At 67.1% G+C, this 24577-nt stretch carries 21 protein-coding genes and 7 pseudogenes; 17 read left to right on the top strand and 11 right to left on the bottom strand.

What is annotated here, in order from left to right:
- Positions 1–282: 282 nt before the first annotated feature.
- The 3 genes and pseudogenes from LDL49_RS46880 to LDL49_RS46890 all read left to right on the top strand — a co-directional run.
- Positions 283–762, top strand: a pseudogene (locus LDL49_RS46880) (recombinase family protein); the annotation flags it as partial.
- Between the two features lie 226 nt (positions 763–988).
- A pseudogene (locus tag LDL49_RS59820) lies at positions 989–1279 on the top strand (IS30 family transposase); the annotation flags it as partial.
- Between the two features lie 503 nt (positions 1280–1782).
- Complete coding sequence (locus tag LDL49_RS46890) at positions 1783–3588, top strand: CocE/NonD family hydrolase (protein ID WP_225301431.1); 1806 nt, start codon at positions 1783–1785, stop codon at positions 3586–3588.
- A gap of 611 nt (positions 3589–4199) precedes the next feature.
- On the opposite strand, the gene LDL49_RS46895 is transcribed toward LDL49_RS46890, so the two are convergent.
- The gene (locus LDL49_RS46895) at positions 4200–4766 is read right to left on the bottom strand and encodes a hypothetical protein (protein WP_308016278.1); all 567 of its coding nucleotides are present in this window, start codon (positions 4764–4766) and stop codon (positions 4200–4202) included.
- Positions 4767–5239: 473 nt separating this feature from the next.
- Here LDL49_RS46895 and LDL49_RS46900 point away from each other — a divergent pair, with 473 nt between their 5' ends.
- The gene (locus LDL49_RS46900; protein WP_225301432.1) at positions 5240–7024 is read left to right on the top strand and encodes an AfsR/SARP family transcriptional regulator; all 1785 of its coding nucleotides are present in this window, start codon (positions 5240–5242) and stop codon (positions 7022–7024) included.
- On the opposite strand, the pseudogene LDL49_RS59480 reads toward LDL49_RS46900, so the two are convergent.
- A pseudogene (locus LDL49_RS59480) lies at positions 7021–7877 on the bottom strand (lantibiotic dehydratase). The gene LDL49_RS46900 and the pseudogene LDL49_RS59480 sit on opposite strands and share 4 nt — an antisense overlap.
- A 231-nt stretch (positions 7878–8108) precedes the next feature.
- Positions 8109–9164 (bottom strand): aldo/keto reductase, encoded by a 1056-nt coding sequence (locus LDL49_RS46910; RefSeq protein WP_308016280.1) that lies wholly within the window; start codon positions 9162–9164, stop codon positions 8109–8111.
- Positions 9165–9262: 98 nt separating this feature from the next.
- On the opposite strand from LDL49_RS46910, the gene LDL49_RS46915 reads away from it, so the two are divergent.
- Positions 9263–9697, top strand: coding sequence for a MerR family transcriptional regulator (locus tag LDL49_RS46915; protein WP_225301433.1), 435 nt, complete (start codon positions 9263–9265; stop codon positions 9695–9697).
- Between the two features lie 113 nt (positions 9698–9810).
- Here the strand turns inward: LDL49_RS46915 and LDL49_RS57680 are convergent, their stop codons facing one another.
- Positions 9811–9939: a hypothetical protein gene (locus tag LDL49_RS57680; protein WP_263656426.1), complete on the bottom strand. Its 129-nt coding sequence runs from the start codon at positions 9937–9939 to the stop codon at positions 9811–9813.
- 422 nt (positions 9940–10361) lie between these two features.
- Here LDL49_RS57680 and LDL49_RS57685 point away from each other — a divergent pair, with 422 nt between their 5' ends.
- On the top strand, positions 10362–10496 hold the full coding sequence (locus LDL49_RS57685) for a hypothetical protein (protein ID WP_263656427.1): 135 nt from the start codon (positions 10362–10364) through the stop codon (positions 10494–10496).
- A 222-nt stretch (positions 10497–10718) separates the two neighbouring features.
- Positions 10719–10976 carry a zinc-binding dehydrogenase gene (locus tag LDL49_RS46920; RefSeq protein WP_225301434.1) on the top strand — a complete coding sequence of 86 codons (258 nt, stop codon included), beginning with the start codon at positions 10719–10721 and terminating at the stop codon, positions 10974–10976.
- Positions 10977–11300: 324 nt separating this feature from the next.
- Here LDL49_RS46920 and LDL49_RS46925 read toward each other — a convergent pair whose 3' ends face one another.
- A complete protein-coding gene (locus tag LDL49_RS46925; protein WP_225301435.1) occupies positions 11301–11921 on the bottom strand; it encodes a TetR/AcrR family transcriptional regulator in 621 nt (206 codons plus the stop codon).
- A 100-nt stretch (positions 11922–12021) separates the two neighbouring features.
- On the opposite strand from LDL49_RS46925, the gene hisD reads away from it, so the two are divergent.
- Entirely contained in the window at positions 12022–13371 is a 1350-nt protein-coding gene (gene hisD / locus LDL49_RS46930) for a histidinol dehydrogenase (protein WP_225301436.1), read from the top strand.
- Positions 13372–13567: 196 nt separating this feature from the next.
- Here the strand turns inward: hisD and LDL49_RS46935 are convergent.
- Positions 13568–14253, bottom strand: a pseudogene (locus tag LDL49_RS46935) (transposase family protein).
- 122 nt (positions 14254–14375) lie between these two features.
- Between LDL49_RS46935 and LDL49_RS46940 the strand changes: the two are divergent.
- The 3 genes and pseudogenes from LDL49_RS46940 to LDL49_RS46950 all read left to right on the top strand — a co-directional run.
- On the top strand, positions 14376–14513 hold the full coding sequence (locus LDL49_RS46940) for a hypothetical protein (protein WP_225301437.1): 138 nt from the start codon (positions 14376–14378) through the stop codon (positions 14511–14513).
- A 74-nt stretch (positions 14514–14587) separates the two neighbouring features.
- Positions 14588–15580 (top strand): quinone oxidoreductase family protein, encoded by a 993-nt coding sequence (locus tag LDL49_RS46945; RefSeq protein ID WP_225301438.1) that lies wholly within the window; start codon positions 14588–14590, stop codon positions 15578–15580.
- 108 nt (positions 15581–15688) lie between these two features.
- Positions 15689–15880 (top strand): annotated as a pseudogene (locus LDL49_RS46950) (transposase family protein); the annotation flags it as partial.
- A 339-nt stretch (positions 15881–16219) separates the two neighbouring features.
- Here LDL49_RS46950 and LDL49_RS46955 read toward each other — a convergent pair.
- A complete protein-coding gene (locus tag LDL49_RS46955; protein WP_225301439.1) occupies positions 16220–16498 on the bottom strand; it encodes a hypothetical protein in 279 nt (92 codons plus the stop codon).
- 677 nt (positions 16499–17175) lie between these two features.
- Here LDL49_RS46955 and LDL49_RS46960 point away from each other — a divergent pair.
- From LDL49_RS46960 to LDL49_RS46975, 4 genes and pseudogenes are all read left to right on the top strand, one after another.
- Positions 17176–17286, top strand: a pseudogene (locus LDL49_RS46960) (IS5/IS1182 family transposase); the annotation flags it as partial.
- Positions 17287–17351: 65 nt separating this feature from the next.
- The gene (locus LDL49_RS46965; RefSeq protein WP_225301508.1) at positions 17352–17663 is read left to right on the top strand and encodes an LmeA family phospholipid-binding protein; all 312 of its coding nucleotides are present in this window, start codon (positions 17352–17354) and stop codon (positions 17661–17663) included.
- 86 nt (positions 17664–17749) lie between these two features.
- Positions 17750–18259, top strand: coding sequence for a hypothetical protein (locus LDL49_RS46970; RefSeq protein ID WP_225301440.1), 510 nt, complete (start codon positions 17750–17752; stop codon positions 18257–18259).
- A 345-nt stretch (positions 18260–18604) separates the two neighbouring features.
- Positions 18605–18925, top strand: coding sequence for a winged helix-turn-helix transcriptional regulator (locus tag LDL49_RS46975; protein WP_263656428.1), 321 nt, complete (start codon positions 18605–18607; stop codon positions 18923–18925).
- A 283-nt stretch (positions 18926–19208) separates the two neighbouring features.
- On the opposite strand, the gene LDL49_RS46980 is transcribed toward LDL49_RS46975, so the two are convergent.
- The 3 genes and pseudogenes from LDL49_RS46980 to LDL49_RS46990 all read right to left on the bottom strand — a co-directional run bounded on the left by LDL49_RS46980 (position 19209) and on the right by LDL49_RS46990 (position 21425).
- Positions 19209–19568: a hypothetical protein gene (locus LDL49_RS46980; RefSeq protein WP_225301442.1), complete on the bottom strand. Its 360-nt coding sequence runs from the start codon at positions 19566–19568 to the stop codon at positions 19209–19211.
- Positions 19569–19680: 112 nt separating this feature from the next.
- Positions 19681–20344, bottom strand: a pseudogene (locus LDL49_RS46985) (transposase); the annotation flags it as partial.
- Positions 20345–20741: 397 nt separating this feature from the next.
- Complete coding sequence (locus LDL49_RS46990) at positions 20742–21425, bottom strand: MBL fold metallo-hydrolase (RefSeq protein WP_225301443.1); 684 nt, start codon at positions 21423–21425, stop codon at positions 20742–20744.
- Positions 21426–21535: 110 nt separating this feature from the next.
- Between LDL49_RS46990 and LDL49_RS46995 the strand changes: the two genes are divergently transcribed.
- Entirely contained in the window at positions 21536–22477 is a 942-nt protein-coding gene (locus tag LDL49_RS46995; protein ID WP_225301444.1) for a LysR family transcriptional regulator, read from the top strand.
- 390 nt (positions 22478–22867) lie between these two features.
- Here LDL49_RS46995 and sigJ read toward each other — a convergent pair whose 3' ends face one another.
- Complete coding sequence (gene sigJ / locus LDL49_RS47000; RefSeq protein WP_225301445.1) at positions 22868–23803, bottom strand: RNA polymerase sigma factor SigJ; 936 nt, start codon at positions 23801–23803, stop codon at positions 22868–22870.
- Between the two features lie 145 nt (positions 23804–23948).
- Between sigJ and wrbA the strand changes: the two genes are divergently transcribed.
- Complete coding sequence (wrbA, locus tag LDL49_RS47005; RefSeq protein WP_225301446.1) at positions 23949–24557, top strand: NAD(P)H:quinone oxidoreductase; 609 nt, start codon at positions 23949–23951, stop codon at positions 24555–24557.
- Positions 24558–24577: the final 20 nt, after the last annotated feature.

Below are 24577 nucleotides of genomic sequence, written 5' to 3' on the forward strand. Positions count from 1 at the left end.
CGTGACAGAACGGCCGTTCTCACGCGCAACGCGTTACGCGATCGCTACCACCCTCCATGCGGCCCCGGCCCCACTCGCACCTGGAAATCGCACTCCGTGACCGCTCCCCAGCAAATGCACCAGACCCCGGTAAATGGCCGGGATCTCCGGCGCTACTTGGCCAGACGTGATCTCTTGACGGCAAGAGGACGGCTCCCAGGCTCCAGGCCACCGTGGCCGGGATGAAGCCGGGCGACGCGCTGGTCATCACCAAGCCCGACCGGGTCGCGCCGCAGTGTCAAGGAGCTACTGGTCTTCCTGGCGGGCGAGCTTGCGCCGCGCGGCATCAACCTGCACATACTGACCGGCATCTGTGCGGGCATCCACCGCCCGGCCTGGCCGGGTATGGCCGACAAGATGCTGTTCCTGGTCTCGGCGACGGCCGCCGAGATGGAACGCGATCTCATCTCCGAGCGCACCCAGGAGGGCCTGGACACCGCGCGCGCCGCCGGCCGCGCCCGCCGTGAGCGCGGCCAGGCCCGCCACGCCCTGACGTCAGGCTGGGGAAGGCCCCCGGCTTGCGAACGAAAGAGAGGGACGCCGATGGACGGAGACATCGACCGCGTCGCGATCGCGTTCCTGCGCAAGCTCAGGCCCGAGGTCCAGGGATACTTCCCGAACAGCGAGGAGTTCCGCTCGCTGCCGGACGCCGACCGCAACCGGCTCTACGAGTATGACGCCGAGCCGGCGGAAGTTGAGCGCCAGCGAGCCCGGCGCCGCTGACGTCCGGGGCCGACCCAACCGGCTCCGAACGCCTGACCAGCATCCACCGCCGGTACCGCCGAGAGCCGCCGGCCCCCCTTGACAGAGAGCCTTCCGTTCTAGTGGTCGTCGCAACACCCCACCTCAGGGGATGCGATGGACTTCGAGATCCGGGAGATTCGATCTCCTCAGAGACGCAAGAAGCTGACCTAGGAGCGCGAGCACTACCTTGCTCTCGTGCAGCAGGGCGCGCGTCGTGCGCCGGCGGCCGCGGCCCAAGCAAGGCAAGATCGGCCGGAGCTCCGAGCTGCGGGCATACATTCAGGACCACCTGCATAAACGCTCGAGTCCGAGCAGATCTCCCAGAGCCTGCGCAGGAACTTCTCTGACCGACCAGAGATGCATGTGTTGCCATGAGACCACCCACCAAGCACTCTACGTTCAGGGCCGCGGCGAACTGCGCCGCGAGCTGACCAAGGCGCTGCGTACCGGCCGCGCCATGCGCAAGCCTCACCGCCTGGCCCAGCAGCGCCAGCCCTGATCGGCGACGATCATTCGCTCAAGCGAGCCGGGTGCCGGGTCTTGGCCTCCCCGGCTCAGCGGGCGGGCCTTATCAGGTTCCCGCGTCAATGCCCAGGTGAAGGGGCGCGGTCGGGTGCCGGCGCGGGGAGTACGGCGGCGTGACTGCTCACGATCGCGCGCATCGCCCTGTGGATCACGTACGCAGGAGTCGCCCGCAACCGCTGAGGGGCTGGCGGGGAAAACGCATCTATGACCGGCGGCAAGGCGAGCGGGTCATTGCACACACTTTATGCGTGAACCACATGATGCCATCATCCTCGGGCCGAACACCTGCCAAAAGGCACTGATTTCTGCCATTGATCATCGAATTCCGGCCAGAAATGGCGCGAGCGACGAACGGTGTTGACGCAGGGCGTACAGAACAGGCTGATCGGCGCGCATAACCGGCTGCGGTCCAATGGAGACAGGCTCAGGAAAAGCCGCTACCCTCCCATGGCAATCAATGATCACAGGAGCGTAATGAACATTCGCGGTAAGGCATCGACCGCTGCGGCGGCCTGGGCGTTCATCACCATGACCAATCTCATGGCAGGCGGTTTATCCACGGCTGCCCATGCCGGAACGGCTACAGACGGCCCGATCACGCACGAACAGAATCCCCGGGTCCCCCAGGGCGCGGCGTGGACGGAGGCGTACTTCCCGTCCTCGGACGGGAGCGGTGTCGAGCTGCACGCCGACGTGCTGCGGCCGGCACACCTGCCGGCTGATGCGAAGACGCCGGTGATCGTGTCGGTGGGCCCCTACTTCTCACACGTGGGGCAGTCGGAACCCGAGGGATGGGACCAGAGCGGACCGTCGACGCGCTTTCAGGACTTCGTCGACGGCGCGAAGCTGATGGCGCGCGGCTACACCTACGTGATGGTCGACCTGCGCGGTTTCGGCGGCAGCACCGGCTGTCTGGACTGGGCAGGACCGGGCGAGCAGGCCGACGTCAGGGCCGCGGTCGAGTGGGCGGCCAGCCGGCCGTGGTCGAACGGCAAGGTCGGCATGTACGGCAAGTCGTACGACGCCATCACGGGACTGGTGGGCAACAACCTCAAGCTGCGCGGCCTGAAGGCGGTCGTCGCCCAGGAGCCAGTCTGGGACATGTACAACTACCTGTTCAGCAACAAGGTTCCGCGGCCCAACGTCACGGCGACCCCGGAGGCGTTCAACGCGATCGTGACGATGCCCGCGATGGCCGACGACAGCGACAGGTACAAGGCGAACGCGGAGTACGAGAAGACGCATCCGCAGTGCCTGAGCGACAACCTCAGCAACAACAACGACCCCGATCCGAACTCGGCGTACTGGCGCGCCCGCAATCTGCCCGCACAGGCGGCCGGCTCGACCACGCCGTTGTTCGTGACCCAGGGGTTCATCGAACCCAACACCAAGCCTGAGGACATGGACGAGTACCTGGCCGCCCACTCGGGCCGGGAACGCGGCTGGCTCGGCCAGTGGCCACACGTACGGGGCAACGACACCGACGCCGACGACCGGCTGATGATGGGTCGTGCCGGCTGGTTCGACGAGGTGATGCGCTTCTACGACCAGTATCTTCTCGGCATCAACCCGCCGGTGAGCGACCCGGCCTACGCCATCGAGGACAGCCTCGGCCGCTGGCGTGCCCAGAACACCTGGCCGGTGGCTACGTCGTCGTACCCCGTGCCGCTCTCATCCGGCCAGTACGTCGACGACGGCGGCGGCGTCTCGGCCAAGGCCGTCCCGGAGGGCCGGTGGGACATGGAGCACGCGCCACCGGCCACGCCGCTGTCCGCCTCCGAGAAGGGCGCCCCCACGCAGGGCGGCACCGCCGCCAACACCTTCTGGACCTGGTCCACTCCCGCGACCAAGGCACTCCGGCTCACGGCCACGCCGACGATCACGCTCAACGCGAGCACGAGCGGGAACGTGATGGTCCGCCTGTGGGACGTCGCTCCGGACGGCACGGCGACGATGTTCGACGAGAACGTGGCCCTGCTGGAGAAGAGCGGATCGATCTCGTTCGACCTGAAGTCGACCGACTGGACCTTCCAGCAGGGACACCGGATGGGGGTACAGATCGGGACCATCATCGAAACCGACGACTGGGGCTGGCTGGACGTGCCCTCGGGTCACACGATCAAAGTCTCCGACGCGTGGCTGAGCCTGAGCATGCAGAACCCACGGTTCGACGTGCCCACGCAGGGTGACCGCTCGCCGTACTTGGACGAGTACATCGCGGCGAACACGACCACGCTCACCAACGTGGGTCCCGGCACCTTCCCACTGAATGCCTCGTAGCGCCGGCCGAGTGCTCGGCTGGGACATCCCAGCCGAGCACTCGCGGTCCAAGTCGAACTCACCCTGAGGCCGTTCCCCCTTTACTTGACAGAGGACACAAACCAGCGGCAAACCCTTGCTGATATCGGCCGCCGATGCTCGAAATCAGGCCATTTCGGGTTCCTGCCTTGATCCACCATCAGCTTGAGATCTGTTCCCGCAGGCAGGAAGACGGGCAGCCGATAACACAAGTGCTCGAGCGGGGAACGAGGAACCATGAAGGCGAAAGCTCGGGTTATCGGCCTTGCCCTGACAATGGCGATGGGAGTCATCGGAACATCGATCGCCGCCGCGCCGGCCCAGGCGGCGCCGTGCGGCTATTACACCGAGCGCAACGCGGCCGGGGACGTGTGAGCCTATTACCATCACTTCACCAAACTTCGCCCGCTACATCGGCGGGGTTGGTTGCACCCCGTAAGCCACGCTTTTCGACCTCTGAGAACAGGCCGCCCATTGGGGCGGCCTGTTCCGTCTTCCTGGAAGTGTCCGGAAATGTGGACTGATTCCGGATCCGCTCATCGCGAGGCGGTCGCCCGACCCCGTGTCGGGGACGTCGCGTTCGGGGAGGGAGGTCAACCGTTCCCCGAGCTGCCGCCGCGCCCCGCCAGGCCACGCCTCACGTGGGTGTAGAGGACCGGCGGATCCTCGTGGGTCGCCCCACTCGGCGAGTGAGGCAAGCGCGGGCGGCCGCCCCTTGTCGGTCGGCACGTACTCATACAATGCGGGACGATCTCGTCGGCGCGGTGGCCGCGCAGCCGTTGGGCGACCTCCACAGCTGTGCCGTACACGTAGACACCCGCCTCGACCAAGGCAGCGGCGCCCGCGCGGGGGTCTGCCGGGTCGGTGAGCATCCCGGCCCGTCGGAGCATGTCCGTGTGGTGCGGGGCCCGCAGGTGTCCGGCGGCCGCGCGGTAGGCGAGCCTGCGCGGGTCGCGGCCGGGGGCGGCCAGCGCCACGTGCACGACTGTCGCGCCGCGGGGCCTCCTGGGGCGCCCTTCAGCTCCGGCGGTCAGCGCGGGCAGCAGCGTGTCCTCAAGGTAGTGGGATGGCGTCATCCAGGTGATGGCCACGTCGGCGACGGCGCCCGCCATGCCGGGACGCAGCACGCCCAGGCCCACCTCGACTGGCGGATGGGACATCGGGGGCAGCGCGATGGCGCGCTCGGCGGCGGCCCCGTCGGTAGGCGACCGTCTGATGCGTCTCGACCAGCACGGACTGCCCGAGCCAGAGCCGGCCGGCCAGCCCGCTCATCACCAGCTTCCCGAACGGCACGACCGTCTCCGGGTCCGCGTGCTGGAGCGGGAACATCAGTCCGGGAGCCATGGGCCTCCCCATGTCGGCGAACGAGATTCGGCGATGCCGCAAGCGTGATCATGTACTCGCGGCACCGTCACCCTAACTCGTGTCCGTCGGCAGCCGAGAGGCGACAACCGCCCAAGACTCCGGGCTGATAGAAGAGTTCACGCCATTCTTGCCCCCTTTCACGCCAAACAGGATCGATCAAGGACAGCTGCGGCCGAACCCGGCTACCGTCTTGCGCGTCAGGGCGCACCGGCGCAGGCGTCGTCGGCTGAACACACGCTGGGGAGACTCCGTGCCGGAGAAGGGTCAGATGGCCTTTCGCATATTGGGACCGCTAGAGGTCACGATTGCGGGCCAGGAGGTTCCCATACCTGCCGGTAAGCATCGAAGCCTGCTCGCCGCGCTCCTGCTCCGGGTCAATTCCCCGGTGTCCATGGAGGAGCTGTCCGACTACATCTGGAGCGGCGCACCGCCTGCCAACGCGCGCGGCGCGGTGCAGACCTACGTTGCCAGGCTGAGGACGTCTCTCCAGATGCCCGGTCTGATCGTCACCCAGCGCGACGGCTACTCGATCGAGATGCCCGAGTTCGCGCTGGACCTGCACCGCTTCCGCGGCCTGGTCGCGCGCGCGGAGACGCTCACGCGAAGCGGCTCGGCCGCCCAGGCGGCGCTGCTGCGGCAGGCCCTGTCCTTGTGGCGAGGTCCCGCCCTCGCGAACGTACCCTCTGAGAGATTGCGGAGCATGGCCGCGCAGAGCCTCGGCGAGGAGCGGCTCAACGCGCTGGAGCGCCGCATCGACGCCGAACTGTCCCTCGGACGGCATCGGCAGATGCTGGCGGAGCTGCGTGCGCTCACCGCGGAACACCCGCTGCACGAGCGTCTGCAGGGCCAGCTGATGACGGCCCTGCATCGAAGCGGGCGGTACGCCGAAGCCCTCGAGTCCTTCCGGCGGCTGCGCCAAGTGCTGCACGATGAACTCGGCATCGAGCCGGGTGAGGATCTCCAGCGGCTCCACCAGCAGATGCTCGGGGGGCAGCCGTTGACGGAAAGTGATCCGGACGGCGACAAATCACTTCCGGCGTGGACCGCCGCGTGTCAGTTGCCGCTCGGCGTGGGAACTTATGTGGGACGGTCCGAGCTGGTTTCCGAGGCCACGGCGCAGCTGCTGCACCAGGACGTGGGCGTGGTTCCGATCGTGGTCGTGGGCGGTGGGCCTGGAACGGGCAAGACCGCTTTCGCCGTCCACGTCGCGCACCGGGTCCGCGCCGCGTTTCCGGACGGGCAGTGGTTCGTCCGGCTGCGAACGCCCGACGGAGGCCCTCGCGACCCCGCGGACGTCCTGGCGGAGATGCTGGTCTCCGCCGGGCTCGACCAGAGGGACGCCCCCGACGGTCTCGGCGCGCGAGCGGCTCGGTTACGCGCGCTGCTAGCCGACCGGTCAGTGCTGCTGGTACTGGATGACGCCTTCGACGCGACCCAGGTCAGATGCCTGTTGCCGGGCACCGCGGAGTGCGCGGTCCTGATCACCTCGGGAACGAACCTGTGGGGGCTGGCAGCGTTGGATGACGCGCGCGTCCTGATGCTGGAGCCGCTGCAGCGTGACGAAGCCACCCGCCTGCTGGCCGGACTGATCGGCCAGACGATCCCTCACGGCATTCTGGCCGAGATCGCCAGGCTCTGCGACGATCTCCCGCTGGCCCTGCGCCTGGCCGCGGCCAACATGATGGGCCGCTCCCCCAGCGAGAGGGCACGCTATCTGGCCGGACTTCGCTCGCGGGACCGGCTCTCCTTGCTCGCGGTGCGAGGCGATCAGGCGGCGGCGGTACGAACGTCGTTCGAGCGTTCCTACCTCACGCTGCCCGCGCCCGCGCAGCGGCTCTTCCGCCTGCTTGCCCTCGTGCCGGATGGCGACTGCACCCTGGAGAGCGTCGCGGTCCTGCTCCGGGTGCCGGTCCACGAGGCCGAGTTCCTGCTCGAGACGCTCATCGCGGCGCACCTGGTACGCAGGCTGATCCCGGGCCGTTTCCGCCTCGATCCCCTCCTACGTCTCTACGCACGCGAACAGCTGGCCACCGAGGAGATGTCCGCCGTCTAGCCTGCGCCCACCGGCCTCCGCGCCCACGTCATGGCAGGGATCTCTGCCGCGAGAGGGCCGCGTCGACCACACCGCGCATGATCGCCAGGGTTCGGCTTTCGGTTACGGGACGCATGCCGATGGAACGATTGTGATGCAGGTGCAGCAGCCCCGCCACCACGGCGAAACGTGTGCTGGACAACCGTCCCTCGGCCAGCAGCCAGCGGACGGACGGCCTCGGTGGAACGCACCGACAGCTCCCTGACGGTCTGCCCCTGGTGACCGCCGGCGGCGCCACGCCGGACAGAGGGCAGCACGAGCCGGTCACCCCGTACGACGCACATGTCGTTGACCACCACCCGTAGGCCTCGTCGCACGTGCGGCCGGCGCTCCCAGGCCGTGAGGAGCCAGGTCAGCCATCCGGCATCGGGACGCACTCCCTTGCTGGTGGCGCCCGCCAGGCGAACTCCGGTCCTGTCGCCGAAGGAGGCCAGGGCGACGCCCGCCAGGAGCCCGAACGGAGTGGGCCGGCCATGCGCAGCGCGTAGCGTGCCGTGGCCATGGCCGCTCGCCGGCGTTTGGAGGCTTCCACGGCTTGCCCGGCCTCGATGCGGTCGAGGACGCCGGCCAGCGAGTCACTGGAAACCTCCAGGGCCTCACGCAGGGGCGGATCACGCAGGGCCTTCGCCAGGAACGCCTCCTCGTCGTCGGCCCCTGCGAGACTGTGCATGGACCGCGAGGCCGCCGGCATGCGCAGGAGAGCAACGCCCGCGGCCACGAATCGCGGTTGTTCGCCCACGTGAACTCCACCGAGATCATCCGGAATGCGGTCACTCTGACCGGAGATCTCCGAGACCGTCATCGCCCCCGGCATCTGCGAAGGCCGAGGCCGGGTCGCCGTTCGACCTCGACCCGGTGACGGTCCTTGCAGAGGCCGATGGCGATGCCGGGTCCAGGGAGAGCGCGACAGTCAGCCAGGTCCTGCCCTATTTCGGCTGAGGCCCTTGCACAGAGATCGACCGCCCCGCGGATGATCCAGAAGCAGGTACGCGGTCGACCGGGCGCTTTGTCGTAGGGCCCGGTCCTGCCCGGGGGCGAGCCGCCGCTAGCCTGCGGCGCGGTCTGCCAGCAGACGTCTGCGCCGGAGGCTGTCGGTGAGGGACGGCGGGGTCCAGGCCCCGTCCGGGTGGTACATGTTCGTACCGGGCGGCACGATCTCGTCGATACGGTCCAGGACTGCGTCGTCGAGGACGACGGAAGCGCCCTTCATCAGCCCGTCCAGATGCTCCATCGTGCGCGGGCCGGTGATCACCGAGGTGACGGCCGGATGTGCCACCGTGAAGGCGACCGCGAGCTGAGGCAGGGTGCAGCCCAGCTCGTTGGCCAGTTCCACCAGCTGCTCCACGGCTTCGAACTTGGCGATGTTCTCGGGAAGGGCCGGGTCGAAGCGGTGCGGCGTGATCGTGGGACGCCCGCTGGACATGTCTACCGGCTGCCCCTTGCGATACTTGCCGGACAGGAACCCCGAGGCGAGGGGGCTCCAGGTCAGCACCCCCATGCCGTACCGCTGGCAGACCGGGAGCAGGTCCACCTCGACGCGCCGGGCGAGGAGCGAATAGGGGGGCTGTTCGGTCCGGAAGCGCAGCAGACCGCGGCGCTCGGCGACGTGATGCGCCTCGACGATCTCCTCGGCCGGGAACGTCGAGCAGCCGAAGGCGCGGATCTTCCCCTGGTGCACGAGGTCGCTCAACGCCGACAACGTCTCTTCGATGTCGGTCGTGTGGTCGGGCCGATGGACCTGGTAGAGGTCAATCCAGTCGGTTCGCAGGCGCTTCAGGCTCTCCTCGACCTCTTTGATGATCCAGCGCCGCGAGTTGCCGCCGCGATTGGGGCCCTCACCCATCGGGAAGTGCACCTTCGTGGCCAGGACGACGTCATCACGCCGTCCTTGGAGCGCCTTGCCCACGATCTGCTCGGACTCGCCCGCGGAGTACATGTCCGCGGTGTCGACGAAGTTGATGCCCTGATCGAGGGCGGCATGAATGATGCGGACGCAATCATCGTGGTCGGGATTGCCGACGGCGCCGAACATCATGGTGCCGAGACAATGGACGCTTACCTCGATGCCGGTGCCGCCAAGGGTACGGTAACGCATGATCATGCTCCCAGGTTGGCCGCGATCAGCGCGAACAAGTGGTTGTTGTGCGGCCTTACCCTAGGACCTAGAGTCGGCTCTAGGGCAAGCCCTACACTCGACGTATGCCGGAAACTGCAACCGAGTTGAGCATCGGCCAAGTCGCCGCGCGCACCGGGTTGAGCATCCACGCGTTGCGCTTCTACGAGCGCGAGGGCCTCCTGGCCAATCCTGTCCGGCGTGACCCTGCCGGGCGTCGCGTTTACACCGAGCAGGATGTGCAGTGGCTGAATCTCTGCGTCATTCTGCGTACCACCGGCATGCCGCTCCCCGAGATCCGCAAATACGCCGATCTGGTCAGGCAGGGAGCCGGCCACGACGAGCGGCTTGCCGTCCTGCGACGGCACCAAGAGCATGTGATGGACCAGCTCAGCGCGCTCACCGACAGCCTGAACGTGATAAGCCTCAAGGTCAGGGCGTATGAAGACTCCTCTGAGGAAAACCCTGTCGAGCACGAGTGCCGGAGCCCGTTCGTGACCGAGCACCCCGAACAAGGCTGACCGAAGCCCTGGTCGTGCCGGCCCGAACGCCCTCCCCCGACGGAGCGGAAATGACAGAAAGGCGGCGCGATTCGGCAGTTTCCGCTCTCCGCGGCGATAGGCGGTGTGCCAGTCTAGATCTCGTTGTTACCGGTGTTCATCGGGGTGATGAACGTTCCTGGCCTGCGGTCCTTGTCATAGATCTCCCGAGGGGGAAGTTCTGTGACCACGAGATTGCTCAGGTGGATGACGGCGACGGCCACTGCGGTCGCGCTTCTGAGCGCCCCTGTGTCTGCCGCCTTTTCACCGGCTGAAGCTTCGGCCGGTGCGGGAGGAAGATCACCTTTCGCGGCATGACGCTGACCGTTCCAGCGGCGTGGAAGGTCGACCGCATCGGCGACGACTGGCTCCAGGTGAGGCCCAAGGACTGCGATCCCACCAAGGTGGCCTGTGCCAACTTCGAGGTGGCCGGCCCCAAGGCGATAAGGGGAAAAGGGGACCTGGAGAAGTACCGGACCAATCGCCCCTTGCCCCGGGAACCAGCGTGTCACCGTGCCGTTTCACTCCGAGCAGCAGCAAGTACGGCGAAAGATTCACCGCCGGCAAACCCCTCCAGCAGGGCTCTCGCCAGGTCGGCCGCGGGCACCGGGCGCAATACCGCGTGTGGAAGGGAGAGTGTTACGACATGCACTCCGACAAGCGCACCAGGACCTTCGAACAGCGCGAGTGGTACCTGCCCACCTCGCAGATCCTCATCGTCGACGGCTGGGACGTCCTCGCCCCCCTGACCGACGTCATCGCGCGAGCCACGTGGAAGTGACCCCATATCGCGGGAACCGCCGCACGTAAGAGGGTTGAACCGGCGGCAAAGCCAGGATGTCCTCGAACGTCTCGCGGCCGCTCTGCACACGTAACGCTGAACCTCCTCGCCTGTCCAAAATACCCCAGGACTCGAGGTCATCCAGAACGGGTCCTTCACGTACAGACGGCATTGGCGACGGCGTGGGGACTTCGCCACCGAGGAACTGGTGGAGGTGGACCGATGAACTACACCGAAGACAGCTGCGCCCAGACCGTGATCAGTGACGCGGACCGGCGGCGGCTCACGGTGGCGGACATGTCGCAGCTGTCGGAGTTTTGGCCGGACAACCACCGGCGGGTGACGTACGTGTTGAGCGAAACCGCCGCGGGGCGGCTGGCACCGGTCATCGGTCAGAACTTTCCGCTGGCGGCGGCCGCCACTGCGCATGCCGACATCGAAGCACGCCGCTTCACCGGTAAGACCTTGCTACTGACATGACATCCCTACCTGTGTGGTGGCGGTGAGAACCAGGTCTTCGACCTGCTCACTGAGCCGGGCCATCAACCTCGATAGCGCTCCTGCGCGGTGGGCCGACGAGTCCTTCGGGTCGCCCCAATCCTGGCTCGATGCTCCGGGACCAAAGCGACTTGGACGGGTGCGGACCCCGCGACTTCCGGCTCGCGCAGGCCCGGACCGCCCGGGGCGGTGTCGCCGTGCCGCAGCCGCACCAGCCGGACGATGGCGGGTCCATCCTCGCTGAGGTGGAGCGGAACGTGTTCACCCGGCGAGTACGACGGCTCGGGCGTGCGGCGGCTTCGCGCGTCATCGGGGACCGGCCGAAGCACGCAGGCCCAGCCCCAGTTCCGCTGAAGCGAACGAGATGAGGAGGTTGAGCGCCGCCGAGCGGGGCAGGGAGGCGTTGCGGCTGACGATGTGCAGGCCGAGCCCGTCCTCCATGGCCAGGAACGAGGCAGCCAGCTCGTCTGCCGGCCTGCTGGGGTGGAAGTCGCCGGAGGCGACCCCGGCCACCACGATCGACTCGAAGAGCAGCTTCTCCCGATCCCACAGGGACGTCATCAGGGCGGCGTGGCGATCGTGGCGGGTGCCGAGGTCATGCAGCTGGTAGAGCACCTTGCACACCTCGTCGTCAGATCCGGATGGAAGGCCGGAACTGAACATGTGAACAATCTTGCGCGGAGGCTCCGGGATGGCCGCCGTGGTGTGCACCCGGCGGGTCACATAGCGGTCGACCAGCGTGCGATGCAGGTCGTACAGCAGGTGGTCGATGTCGGGGTAATGGTAGAGGACGGAGCCTGGCGACATACCGATCTTTGCCGCGATCCCCCTGATGGACAGTGCAGTGATGCCGCGCTCTGAGATCATCTCATGGGCGGCGGCGACCATCTCCGCGCGGCGGCGATCTGATCGGCTGGGTGTGTTCACACAGCCATCATCGCGGATGCCGACTGCGCGCGGAAGATTGACATCAGTCACACTTGTTTGCACACTCGTTCAAAGAAAAGCGACCGACAGGAGTCCAGACATGACCTCCATCGCGTCCCCCGTCGTCATCGACTGGCGGGAGGCCGCCGACGACGAGCGCTTCAGGTTGCTCAGCAGGGGCGGCGTCGCCGGCCACCTCGATCCCCGTGCGGAGCTCACCCACGCCATCGCGAAGCTGGTCGAGCGGGTGCGATCCGATGGGGACAAGGCGCTGGTGGAGGCACTGGCCGAGTTCGACGGTGTCGACGTCGACCCTGGGAGCCTGCGGGTGAGCGAGCAGGAGGTCCGGCAGGCCGTCGATTCGCTGCCGGCCCGGACGCTCGAGGCGGTCCGCGTCGCCATCTCGCAGGTCCGGGCGTTCAACGAGGCCGCGCTGGCCCGAGCGGAGTGGCGTGACGAGGTGGGCGGCATTCAACTCGGCGAGCTCGTCAAACCGATCGAGAGCACCGGCCTGTACGTGCCGGCGGGAAAGGGATCGTTCCCCTCCGCGCTGATCATGGTGGCCACGCCCGCCGTGGTGGCCGGGGTTCAGCGCATCGTCCTTGTCGTACCGCCGACGCCCGGCACGGGCGGCCGAATCGATCCGGCCCTGCTCGCCGCAGCGGAGATGCTGGGGATCACCGAGATCTACCGCAGCAACGGTCCAGCGGGGATCGCCGCCCTCGCCTGCGGCACCGAGACGATCTCCGCGGTCCGTAAGATCGTCGGCCCTGGCAGCCCGGCCGTGACCGTCGCCATGACAGAGGCCCAGCGCCTTGGCTGCGTGGTCGAGGTCGGGTTCGGCCCAACCGACTCGCTGATCGTCTGTGACGGGCGGGCCAATCCTGTGATGCTGGCGGCGGATCTGGTCAACGAGGCAGAGCACGGCTCCGACTCCTCCGCCGTCCTCGTGGGCACCGATCTGAACGTGCTACGACGCACCGCTGAGGAGGTCGCCAAGCAGATCGCGGCCCTGCCCGCTCGCCGGCGCGACTATGCCCGGGCCTCGATCTACGACAACGGCGGCATCGTCCTCGTCGGCTCACCGCAAGAGGCGATGGACATCGCCAACTCCTACGCACCCGAGCATCTGCAACTCGCCGTGGCCGATCCGGACGCCTGGCTCGCGCTGGTCCGGCACGCGGGCACGGTCCTGCTCGGCCAGTGGACCACGATGGCCGCCTCCAACTTCGCGATCGGCACCCCGGCGACGCTCCCCACGACAGGATTCGCAAAGGTGGTCAGCGGCGTCTCCGTCCACACGTACCTGACCCGCATACCGGTCGCAAGGCTGGAGGAAGAGGCCTTCTGGCGGCTTGCTCCCACGATCCGCACGCTGGCCGAGCACGAGGGGTTTCCCGCGCACGCCAACTCCGTCACCATCCGCGAGGGACGCAACCCGGGTTCATGAACGCTGCTGCGAAAGTGTCTCGAATGCGAGAGCCCTTCGTTGACGCAGCTGGGCGTCTCCACAACCAACGCACCTGGCGATCGGCTGGACCGTTGCGGCACGGATAGCCTCATATCTCATTCCGGAAGTTGAGCGCGACCAGAAAGGCACCGTTAGGTTCGGCGGCATCCCCGGGCTGCGATTCAGTGAGCCTTTTTCATCCTGGGTAACGGCCTTCTTCGACGAGCTGCAGCACGAGGATCGCCTGCACGAGCGCGGTCGCGCGATGGAGACGGCAGCGCAGCTTGGCCAGTACCTTCCAGGACTTCAAGGTCGCGACGGGGCGCTCGCCGATGGCGCGGATGCGGGCATGTGAGCGGTTCACGTCTCGCTGCCCGCGTGACAGCCATGGACGGCGGCGATGCCGCTTGAACGGTGTGCTGATTGTGCCGCCCGCGCCTCGATAATCCTTGTCGGCGAAGGTCTTGACGCCGGCGGCGGTCAGGGCGTCGATCCGGCCGTCCGTGCGGCGGTCACGTCATGAACGGCGCCCGGAAGCCCAGGCGAGGCCCACACCAGCCGGCCCACCGGATCGGCCGGCAGTTGGACGTTCATCCCGTGCTGTTTGTGTTCCCCGCTGTAGGACGGCCGCTTGTCGGCGACGCGGCCGATGGGGATGAGCGTGCCGTCCACGATGGTGCAGGCCAGCTGGGATGCGCGCTTCACGGCGGCGTTCACGTCGTCGGCCAGAGTGGCCAGAAGATCGACGCTTTCCCGGATGTGGCGCCAGGCGGTGGTGGTGCCGATGGCGAAGCCGGCGGCCAATCGGACTTAGGTGTCGCCGTTGCGCAGGTGGGCCAGGGTGTGGTTGGACAGCGGAATCGAGGGACGACAAGACAGCAACGAGGCTCCCGGTTGGGGCGTCGAATCTTGGTTGACGGCTGTCTTGCCGGGAGCCCCCTCTCATCCGCCACTTCTCCGCGCCAACCCATCGCGACCTGCGCCAGGGATGGAAAGAGCTCAATGTGGGCGATGATTCTGCCACCCACGCGCCGGTGGTCATCGGCCAGGACGATGATGAGGCCGTGCTGACCGAGCGTGCGGGGTCGCCTGGAGGTTTCGGCTACGCGAACCGGCCGACCGGCGCATTGGGCAAGGAGTGACGACTCGCACGACAGGAATCGTGGGCGTCCGGATCGAGTTGTGATGATCCAAGGGCTGAGAATCGAGAGGAAGCATGATGCGCGCCGCCGTCGTCAAGGTTCCGGGACCGGCTGAGTCCCTTCAAATCGCCGAGGTTTCGGATGCCACCCCTGGGGAGGGTGAGCTGTCGATCGAGGTGCGATTCGCCGGAGTCGGGTTCGTCGACACCTTGTTCCGCGCCGGCGCGTTCGGATTGCCAACGCCGTTCGTGCCAGGGATCGAGGTCACCGGTCACGTCCGGGAAGTGGGCGCAGGCGTGAGCGAGTTCACAGTGGGACAGCCGGTCGGCGCACTGCTCAACGACTTCGGCAGAGGCGTCCGGGCCGGCGGTTACGCCGAGATTGCCGTCGCCCACGCCTCCATGACGATCCCCCTTCCTGAGGACGCAGACCTTGCGCGCGTCGCGGGCGTTCTGGTCAACGGTGTCACCGCCTGGATGTCGCTGCACCACTTGGCCCGCCTCCGCGTCGAGGATGACGTCTTGGTGCTGGGGGCGAGCGGCGGACTCGGTGGCATCGCCAGCCGCCTGGCTGCTGTGCATCCGGCCAGTCGAGTGATCGGCGTCGTCGGCAGTGACGCCAAACGCCCATTCGTGGCCGATGAATGCACTGATGTGATCGTCGGAGCCGACCTCGCCGCGATGGTCGACGAAATGACCGACGGTCGCGGCGTCGATGTCATCGTCGACCCGGTCGGCGGTGAACTGCGCGGGCAGGCGTTCGAACGGCTCGCGCCCTTCGGACGCCTTCTTGTCCTCGGCAACGCTAGCGGTCAGGATCGCGCGCTGTCAGGAGACGCGGCCTTTTACGGCACCCGGCAGGTCATGGGATTCAGCTTGGGCGGAGTCGCGCACCTCGTGCCCGATCAGGTCCGGACGGCGCTGGCGGCCGTAGTCGGCTTGACGCACCGCGGCGTCCTTCGCGAGCCGGCTCCTTCGGTGGTCCCGCTGACCGACGTGGCCGAGGTCCACCGAGCCCTCGAGAACCGTTCCGCGTCTCCCAAGACGGTGCTGGCCATCGGCGCCTGACATCAGTAACGCTCACGCCTGGATACCAAGCGTTACCAGGAACTGATCGAGCAAATCACCTGAACTGGCCGCCCACCGACCGGGCCGCGACGTCGCGACCCGACGAGGATGCTGTCGCGCCATCAGCGCTCGGTCAACCGCGCGCACGCTCGCATCCGCGCCTGCGGAGAACGCGCCGTTGCCACCTTGAAGACCTGGAAGGTCCTGACCCGGCTGCGCTGCTGCCCGCCCTGTGCCACCACGATCGTGCGGGCCATCCTCGTCCTGCAGCGCATCGAAGAAGGCCGCTACTCGAAATGAAGAGTGCTCAGTCGATCCCGGTGGTGCGGCGGGCTGCGACAAACCAGGGCGGCAGCCTGTTGCTGCGGTTTCGGCCCGGCAAGGGCCGCCGCCCCGGATGCCCTTAGCACCGGCTATTGTCCAGGTCGGGACCTGGGCCAACAGCAGTGGTCAGCGGCAGCGAGATATATCACCACTACTGCCAATTTCTGTGCTGAGCCTTCCTGGAAAGCCCTTGGTGTTTTGGAAGGCGCTGGCCACGCTACGCGTTCGCGCAGTTAGTCCTCGTGTCGCAGCCCCCTGGGAGGGCTGTTACTCAGAACTGGGGCCCAGCATGTTCCCCTATTTGACCCTGTTTGGTTACGGCGCTACCTGAATGTAGAGATCTACCCAGCGGTCTCCGTACGGATCCGTGTCCCTGCATTGGAAGTCGTACCACTCGCCGTTGTTGATTCCCCTATAGCCGCGGTCGTAGCACTTCCACCAGTGGTTGGGCGGGTAGAAGGTCTCGTAGTACCGGAGCGGCGTTGCCGCGACCACATCTGAGCTGCTGCTCGAACTGGCTTGAGCGGGGATTGCCGCGGTCATGCCTCCGGCAAGAAAAAAGCCTGCGGCGATCAATGTGAGCATTTTGCGCATGCCCTGCTCCATCTCTCTGTCATTCCTGTGCGACTCAGGCAATTGTGTCCCGCGATATGCACCGTAAAGAAGATGCTAAAGTGCCAATATCCCTTTCAATTCTGCCACTCAGCCAGATGGACATCGCATATTATCCTGACCGTAAGAAAATGTTCAACTATGGTTTGATTCTTTCGGTATCACAGCTGGCGGGGTCCCAGATTTACCTGTTACACCATCGCATTGCGCGCATGGCAAGGGCTTTCACAAGCGATATCGCCAATGCAGTGACAGGCTCGTCGGGAAGTCGTCCGACGCCGGAGACGTGCGTGGACCTCTGGCAGACCGGTGCGGCCGAACACCTCCAGCAGCAGCTCGGGGACGTCCGGCCAGGGCAGCGTTCCGTCGACCAAGCTCGCCACTCGGCGTCTCAGCCGGGCAACCACAGCGGAGCCACGCGACCGCGACCTTCGTCCACCTCGGCGTCGGGCTCGGGCATTGCGTCCGGGTGCCGGCGCATCCAGTGCGAGAGGAGGTCCGAGGTGACCTCGAGCGCTGCGACGCCCGCCGATCCCGATAGCGAGAAAGGCCATCGCCGACCGCGGCTCAGGCGACACCCTGCTTGCCCGTCTGCTCACGGATCCAGCCACTGACCTCGCTGAGGCTGCCGACCTGGATGATGTGGGTGCCGTCGCGCTCGATCCGGCCCGTCCCCTGTCGCCCGAGGCCGGGCCGGCAGCAAGCATCACCTGATCACCGACGCGGCCGTCATCCCGCTCGCGGTGATCCTGACCGGCGCCAACCGCAACCTGCAGAACCAAGCCAATATCCAGGCCGGTCGCTGACCATCAGCGGCACCCCGTCCAGGGCGACGATCGACAAGTACGCTCCGAGCGGCGTGAAGATCGACGGTAACGGACAGCGGCTCACGACCTCGGGAGAGGTGACGATCGGGGCGAACAAGGTGAAGTTCAACGCCGAGATGCGGATCGAAGTCGCCGACGGGAAAATCAAGCTCCAGGCCGAGAAAATTCAGGGCGTGCCCGTGCCGGACCAGGTCGCGCAACTGATCTCCTACCCGATCCCGTTCAGTCTGCCCTTCGATGTGAAGCTGACCGGGGTCAGGAGCCTGCCGGAAGGACTGGAGCTCTCCGCCGAAGCGTTTGACGTGCCGATTCGTGGATGAGGTTGAACCACTTCGCCCTGTCGTCCGGGAAGAGGGTGGGCACAGCAGGCGCCGAGGCTGAGCGGCACTACTTGATCGTGCCATCGTTGAAAGATCATCTTTTCGCCGATCAACCTCCCAGAGATCCTCTCGCCGACGAGAAAACTGAACAACTTCCTCGAAGCCGTTCGAGCCAAGGTGTCATGCCGCAGGTCAGCGCCTGCCCCATACGCCAACTTCATCTGGAAGGGGCAGCCGACGCCCCAGCGCAGTTGCTGGTACGCATCCGCAGCGACCGTTGCTTCTGCGCCGCTCCACCGCCCGAGGCTCCGGCCCGGGTGGGCAGGCCACGCCGTCATGGCGCGAAGTTCACTTGTGGTGATGCCACCACCTGGCCGCCGCCCTCGGCCACCTGGTCGGTTGCCGACCCGCAATACGGCAGCGTGCTGGTGCAGGCCTGGAGCGGGCTGCACGCCAAGACCCAGCAGCACGACGGGCACGGCAGCCGCGGCCCACGCCCGATCGTGCCCGGCACCGTGATCTGCTTACACCAGGCGACTTTCCGGCCCGGCACGAGATCGGTGACGCGGACCCTGCAGCGGTGGACGTCCTTGTAGTGGTAGTCGAACTCGCCGCCGACCTGGTTGGTGACGCCCTCGACCTCTTGCGACCATCAACCGCGGACGTCGGTGATCGCGTCGAAAGCTTCCTGGGGAGTCCGGTCCACCGAGAAGGTGGCGGTGAAGTTCTAACCTGCTTGCATCATGCAAGTCACCCTAGTTCGAGCACTTTCATGATGCAAGGACCTTCGGTAAGATCGGGTGCATGCTGGGGAAGACCTACGAATCACAAGCATGCTCGATCGCACGCTCGCTGGAGGTGATCGGCGAGCGCTGGAGCCTGTTGATCGTTCGCGACGCCCTGTTCGGGGGGCGACCCGTTACAGCGACTTCCAGCGCAACTTGGGCATCGCGACCAACATCCTCAAGGCTCGGCTCGACGGCTTCGCCGAGGCCGGGATCATGCGGCGCCACAGATACTCCCAGCAGCCCGAACTGTATGAGTACCTGCCGACCGACAAGGGGCAAGCGCTCGCACCCGCGCTCGTCGCGCTCTCCGAGTGGGGTGACCAGTGGGCGACCGACGGGGAACCGCCGATCCTCTACGTCCACTCGGTGTGCGGCACCGGAGTCACCCAGCAGACGGTGTGCGCCCACTGCGGCCGGGTGAACGACCCGACCGAGATCCAGGCCACGATCGGACCCGGCCAGTCCAATCCGTAGCACTCCCAGATCCCGGTCGAATATCGCCTGGCGTGAGAACCGCATTCAGAGTGGCAAGCGATCATTCGCAGGGTGAGCCCGAAGGACACCACGGCAGAGATTGGCGTGTCGCCAGGGGGTTGACGCGCTGGTTTCGACAGGTCGTGGGGTGAGCCCAAGCTTGCCTCGCCGGTGGGCGTCGTTCGATCGCGATGGCGATCCGCATGCCTATCTTCGCCTGCCATGTGTCAGATCTGCCATCCACCGTCTCGAGAAATCGTCAAGACCTGTGGACTAGAACGACTCAGCTACCGGCGTTGCTCAGCCGGCGGTCGACGGCGGTGCGAACACGTCGTGTCCTTCCCTCGCTGGCGAGTAGCCGCAGAGCAGCCGGTGAGGTCAGGATCTGCACAGCCGTGCGCTGGAACCAGTCGGAGGCGGCAAGGACATCCTCCGACTTCCAAGGGGCGTTGACGGCGATCGACCTGAGTAGCGTCCATTCGTGCAGGCGGCGAACGAGGAACTCCTGCTCTCCCGCCTCCGTTGCCATGGCGTGGAACCAGCCGCCGAATCCGGGGTTGGTGAGCAACTGGTGTGCCCGTCGGTCCAGATGTCGGGCCACCGCCGACTGCGCCATCACCTCATCTGGATCGCGCAGGATCATCCGCACCAGCTCGGCTTCGTCTTCTCGGCAGACGTCCTCCAGCTGCTGAGGTAGCGGTCGAAGCGCTGATACTCGTCCTCGTCCGGCTGCTTACCGGTGTTGCTCCAGCCGCTCACGCTGCGACTTCTTCTGGGCGTTCGACGAGCTTGCCGTTGATGAAGGTCGTCCCGGTGCGGACCAGGGCGACGGGGTGGGGTGCGTTGAGCGCGCGCCAGCGGGCCTGGGCCGACTCGATCAGCTTGAACGCCATGGCCGGCCCGGTCGCCCGGGATCCGGGGCCTTTGGGGACCTTGGAGCGACCTCTGGCTTGCGGGAACACCTCACCCAGCGCTGCCCAGAATCCCAGGCCGCCGTCCCCGACGGCCGGCACCGGGGCGCGCATTCCCCGCCGTTGGCAGTCGCGCAGCAGGTCGGCCCACGACTCGGCCGACTCGTGGTAGCCGTCGGCCAGGGCGATCAGTTCTTTGCGGCCGTCGGCGGGCACGCCGATCATCACCAGCAGGCACAGCCGGTGTTCTTCAAGGCGAACGTTGACGTGCACGCCGCCGGCCCACAGGTAGACGTAGTCCACGGTCGACAGGCCGCGGTCGGCGAAGGCGCGCTGTTCGGCCTTCCACTGCTCGGTCAGCCGGGTGATGACCGGCGCGGACAGCCCGGCCGTGGAGCCGAGGAACTGCCCGAGCGCCGGTACGAAGTTTCCCGAGGTCAGGCCCGTGCTGGTAGAGCAGCGGCAGCACCTCGGTGATCTTCGGTGTCTTGCGTGCCCGGGGTGGCATGCGGCGGGCGCCTTCCCGACCGACGTTGGCGCGTCGGTCATGCATGAGACTTACATGATCATCGGGAAGGTGGACCTCTTCCCTGGAGATCCACAGGTTCTAAGCATTGCTCCACCGTCTCGCACCTGTGGGGCAGTGAGATGCTTGCGGGTCGTCGCATCACTTGCCTGCGCCGCGGTGCAGTACAGAGCTCCAGCCCGCGCTGCGTGGTGACGGCTCGGTCGAGGCGGAATCGCAGGCCTGATGGACTTACTGTCGAGGCCCACCAAGGGTCGCGGTTCGGCTCGATGCTCGATGCGGTGGCGCCATCACTGCCCGCTCAGGGCACATACCGGTGAAATGCCGGTGGGCGCTCCCGGTCGGTCCTGTGGCCGGGGCGATGGCGCGCATTCCCCTCTCAGAGGACCTTCATGAGGGCGGTGTGAGCATCGAGAATCGGCTCCCCGTGCCCGACGCAGGCCAGCGGCACGTCGATCTCCGCGAGCCGGCGGAAGGAACGCAGCATCTCGTCCCGGTCGAGGTTGAACACGCCGGGCATGACCTGCCCGCCGACGTGCGCGACGGTGTCGCCGGTGAAGAGCACGCCTGCGTGCGGCAGGTGCAGGGCAATGCTGCCGTCGGTGTGGCCGGGAGTGTGGATCACCCGGGCGCCGCCGCCGAAGTCGATCAGGTCACCGTCCTCCAGCTCGCGATCCACCCGGCAGGCAGGCGCGGGCGGCAGCAGGTGTGCGCCGAGGCTGCGGTGCAGGGCGCGCTCCTCGTCGGTGAAGAGCGGGGGCGGCGCGGGCCGTTCGCCACGGATCACCGGCGCTTCCAGCCGGTGAGCCAGCACGGTGACGTCCCCCCAGCCGGCGATCTCGGCCGCGCCGCCGCAGTGGTCCTCGTGGAAGTGGGTGAGCACCACGCGCTTGACGTCAGCTCTACGAAGGCCCAACTCCTCCAGCGCCGTCGCGATCTCACCGCCGGACGTGGCGATGCCGGTGTCGACGAGCGTGAGCACGCCCGCGTCGTTCCACAGGTACGCCTGCCCGAACTCGAGCTGCAGCAGATGCAGCTCAGGACGGACTTCCACCATCTTCATCTCGTTACCCCCCTTTGGCAGCAGCCAGCCAACCGCGCAAGGCCCGGTGATGTCCAACAGCCATCCCGGCCGGATTGACAACCGATGGTTTTGATTCCAGGCTCGTCGGTATGGAGGCGGGCATCGAGGGCCTGCGCGCGTTCGTCGTCACCGCGCAGGAGTTGCACTTCGGGCAGGCGAGCCGGCGGCTGTTCATCAGCCAACAGGCGTTGTCGAAACGCATCCGCCGGCTGGAGCAGGCGCTCGCCGTGCCGTTGTTCGAGCGGACCACGCGTGCCGTGGAGCTGACCGAGGCGGGGCGACGGTTGCTGCCGCACGCCGTCGAGGCGGTGTCCGCGTTCGACCGGGCGATGCGCACGGTCCGCGCGGCGGACGAGCCGCTGCGGGTGGACGTGTACGACGAACGCTTCACACCGTTGCGGATCGTCCGCCAGGTGAGCGAACTCGACCCTCGGGTACGCGTCGAGCTCGGCATGCGCCAGGGGCTGTCACCAGCGTTGCCGGCCTTGCGGCGTCAGGAGATCGACGCGGCGTTCGGACGGGTCCATGACACACCGGCGCCGTGGCCCGCCGAACTGGCGAACCGGCTCGTCCACCTGGAGCCGATTCACGCGTTCGTCCCCGAGGACCACCGCCTCGCCGACAGGAGCGTGCTGCGGCCTGCCGACCTGCGCCAAGCGGGTATCGCCATGCCAGACCCGGCGGGCGCGGCGGAGTGGCGCGGCTACCTCGAACGGCTGGCCTCCCATTTCGGCATGCCGTTGCGGTTCAACGCCCCGGCCATCGGCCAGCGCCACCTCGTGGAGCAGTTCCTGACCGAGAAGGCGGCCGTCGGGCTGGGCGAGATGAGCATCGACGCGGCCGGCACCGGCCTGCGCCGCATCCCCATCATCGACCCGACCCCGCTTCTGCCCTGGTCAGTGGTCTGGCACCGGCACAACCCACGCCCCCTGCTGCGCACCCTGCTGAGGCACCTGCCGGCACCTCAACTCCCGCCACCTTCCGATTCGCGGGTCTGGGTCCCGGACGTCGATCTGATGCCCTTGTCGTGACAAGACTGGGCCTGCCATCGGTGATTCCTCTGCTCGTACCCGCCGAGCAGGGTTCGGCGGCCGTCCGTTCCTGCGGTCGATGCCCTGATCAGCATGCTCGCCACGGGGCCGGCAGCTCTACGACGACCGGGCGTACGGCGCCATCACGGAGCGGATGCCTGGGCGCGCACGGAATGGGACAGCCAGCGAGGCAACCATGACCTTCATCAATGCGGGTGTCCTCCAGGCCGATCTCCATCGATGCTTGGAGCACTGACAGCCTCGCAAACCACCTGCTCACCCGACGGCTGGAGGGAGAAGGGGACGCGCGGCGACCACATGGAGGTACAGGTCGACGGCCTGGCCATTGCCTTCGAGCAGCCGGGCGGCCTCATGATGTGGCCTCCTCCGTCAGGCCGTTGTCCACGGTCGAAGCTTGTCGGGGTTGAGTGTCGCCCAGATGCGCTTGATCCGATCGCCTGTGACGTCGAACGCCATCACCACCACGGTGATGCCCTTCGACTGAACCGCCAAGCCGGGCTGACCGTTGACCGTGCACTCCAAGATCGTGACGTTGGGTGCCGCGTCGGCTCGACCAGCGAAGAAGTGCGCGATCTGCTCGGCGCCCTCGATCGGGCGGAGCGCTGCTGTGACGAATCCGCCGCCGTCGCCGGTCGCCGTGGCGTCGGGGGCCAGCAGGCCGATGAGGGCGTCGATGTCCTTGGCTTCCCAGGCATCTTTGAAGGCTCTGACGATGTCGGCGCGCTGGGCCGGCGGCACCGCGGGAGCCTGGGACTCGCGGATGCGATGGCGGGCCGAGGAGGCCAGCTGGCGGCACGCCGCGGGCGTACGGCCGACGATCTCGGCCACTTCGACGAAGGAGTAGCGGAAGACGTCATGCAGGATGAACGCCACGCGCTCGGCCGGAGTCATCGACTCCAGCACGACGAGGAAGGCCATGTTGACCGACTCGTCGAGGGTGACCCGGTCGGCCGGGTCGGCGGTGGCGCTGCCCGGCTGACTGCTGATCCACTCCGTACGATCGGGCAGCGGCTCCGGGATCCATTCGCCGACATAGCTCTCCCGCCGGGCCCTTGCTGAGCCCAGCAGGTCGAGGCAGATACGGCTGGCGACCGTCGTGAGCCAGCCGGCGGGCGATTCGATGGCCTGCTGCTGTCGCCGGGACATGGCGTACCAGCGAGCGTACGTCTCTTGTACGACATCCTCGGCATCGGCCAGGGAGCCGAGGAGCCGGTAGGCGAGATTGATCAGCTGACGTCGCTCGCTCATGATCGCGCTCATGCCCGGATCGGGCTGGCCGTCTCCTTGCTCGGATGGGTGGGTCACGGTGCCACCGACTCCTTCGGTCGTATCTGCCCTCACCTAGTTCGACGAGACGTCGCACGAAAGTGTGAGGTCGGTGCGCCGCCTGACATTTCGGGAGGCTGTGTCGTCGTACTACTGAGACCGATTTCAAGGAGAGATACCGATCATGGAACCCGTGCACGTCGCGATCGTTTACTACAGTGCCACAGGCACCGTGCATGCCTTGGCACAAGCCGCCGCCGAGGGCGCGGAAAAGGCCGGAGCACACGTGCGGCTGCGCAAGGTCGCCGAACTGGCCCCGCCGCAGGCGATCAACGCCAACCCGGCCTGGGCCCAACACCTCCAGGACGCTGCCGACGTCGCCGAAGTCGGCCACGACGACCTGGAGTGGGCCGACGCGGTCCTGTTCGGAACCCCCACCCGCTTCGGCAACCCGGCCAGCCAGCTGAGGGCGTTCATCGACACCACCGGCCCCCTGTGGTTCCAAGGCAAGCTAGCGGACAAGGTGTACTCGGCCTTCACCGCCTCTAACACCGCGCACGGCGGACAGGAGTCCACCCTCCTTGCGCTGGGGAACACCTTCTACCACTGGGGCGGCATCATCGTGCCCCCTGGCTACACCGACCCTGTGCAGTTCCAGTCGGGCAATCCCTACGGCACCTCCCACGTGGCCGGCGATGGCCCACTTAGTGAGGTGGCCCTGCAGGCGGCCCGCTACCAGGCCCGCCGTGTCGTCGAGACCGCCGCCGCCCTCAAGGCCGGCCGCGACGCCTGATCCACCACGGCACACCGACG

The sequence above is a fragment of the Nonomuraea aurantiaca genome, from assembly GCF_020215705.1.
In the GTDB taxonomy this organism is placed as follows: Bacteria; Actinomycetota; Actinomycetes; order Streptosporangiales; family Streptosporangiaceae; genus Nonomuraea; species Nonomuraea aurantiaca.

Excerpts from the sequence above, each read along its gene's own strand:
- LDL49_RS46990 (WP_225301443.1), bottom strand. The coding sequence starts at position 21,425 with ATGAAGATGGTGGAAGTCCGTCCTGAGCTGCATCTGCTGCAGCTCGAG.
- LDL49_RS46920 (WP_225301434.1), top strand. The coding sequence starts at position 10,719 with ATGAACTACACCGAAGACAGCTGCGCCCAGACCGTGATCAGTGACGCG.
- LDL49_RS46995 (WP_225301444.1), top strand. The coding sequence starts at position 21,536 with ATGGAGGCGGGCATCGAGGGCCTGCGCGCGTTCGTCGTCACCGCGCAG.
- LDL49_RS46980 (WP_225301442.1), bottom strand. The coding sequence starts at position 19,568 with ATGATCCTGCGCGATCCAGATGAGGTGATGGCGCAGTCGGCGGTGGCC.
- LDL49_RS46900 (WP_225301432.1), top strand. The coding sequence starts at position 5,240 with ATGGCCTTTCGCATATTGGGACCGCTAGAGGTCACGATTGCGGGCCAG.
- LDL49_RS46955 (WP_225301439.1), bottom strand. The coding sequence starts at position 16,498 with ATGCGCAAAATGCTCACATTGATCGCCGCAGGCTTTTTTCTTGCCGGA.
- LDL49_RS46915 (WP_225301433.1), top strand. The coding sequence starts at position 9,263 with ATGCCGGAAACTGCAACCGAGTTGAGCATCGGCCAAGTCGCCGCGCGC.
- LDL49_RS46890 (WP_225301431.1), top strand. The coding sequence starts at position 1,783 with ATGAACATTCGCGGTAAGGCATCGACCGCTGCGGCGGCCTGGGCGTTC.
- LDL49_RS46895 (WP_308016278.1), bottom strand. The coding sequence starts at position 4,766 with ATGTCCCATCCGCCAGTCGAGGTGGGCCTGGGCGTGCTGCGTCCCGGC.
- LDL49_RS46945 (WP_225301438.1), top strand. The coding sequence starts at position 14,588 with ATGATGCGCGCCGCCGTCGTCAAGGTTCCGGGACCGGCTGAGTCCCTT.
- wrbA (WP_225301446.1), top strand. The coding sequence starts at position 23,949 with ATGGAACCCGTGCACGTCGCGATCGTTTACTACAGTGCCACAGGCACC.
- LDL49_RS57685 (WP_263656427.1), top strand. The coding sequence starts at position 10,362 with ATGCACTCCGACAAGCGCACCAGGACCTTCGAACAGCGCGAGTGGTAC.
- LDL49_RS46910 (WP_308016280.1), bottom strand. The coding sequence starts at position 9,164 with ATGATCATGCGTTACCGTACCCTTGGCGGCACCGGCATCGAGGTAAGC.
- hisD (WP_225301436.1), top strand. The coding sequence starts at position 12,022 with ATGACCTCCATCGCGTCCCCCGTCGTCATCGACTGGCGGGAGGCCGCC.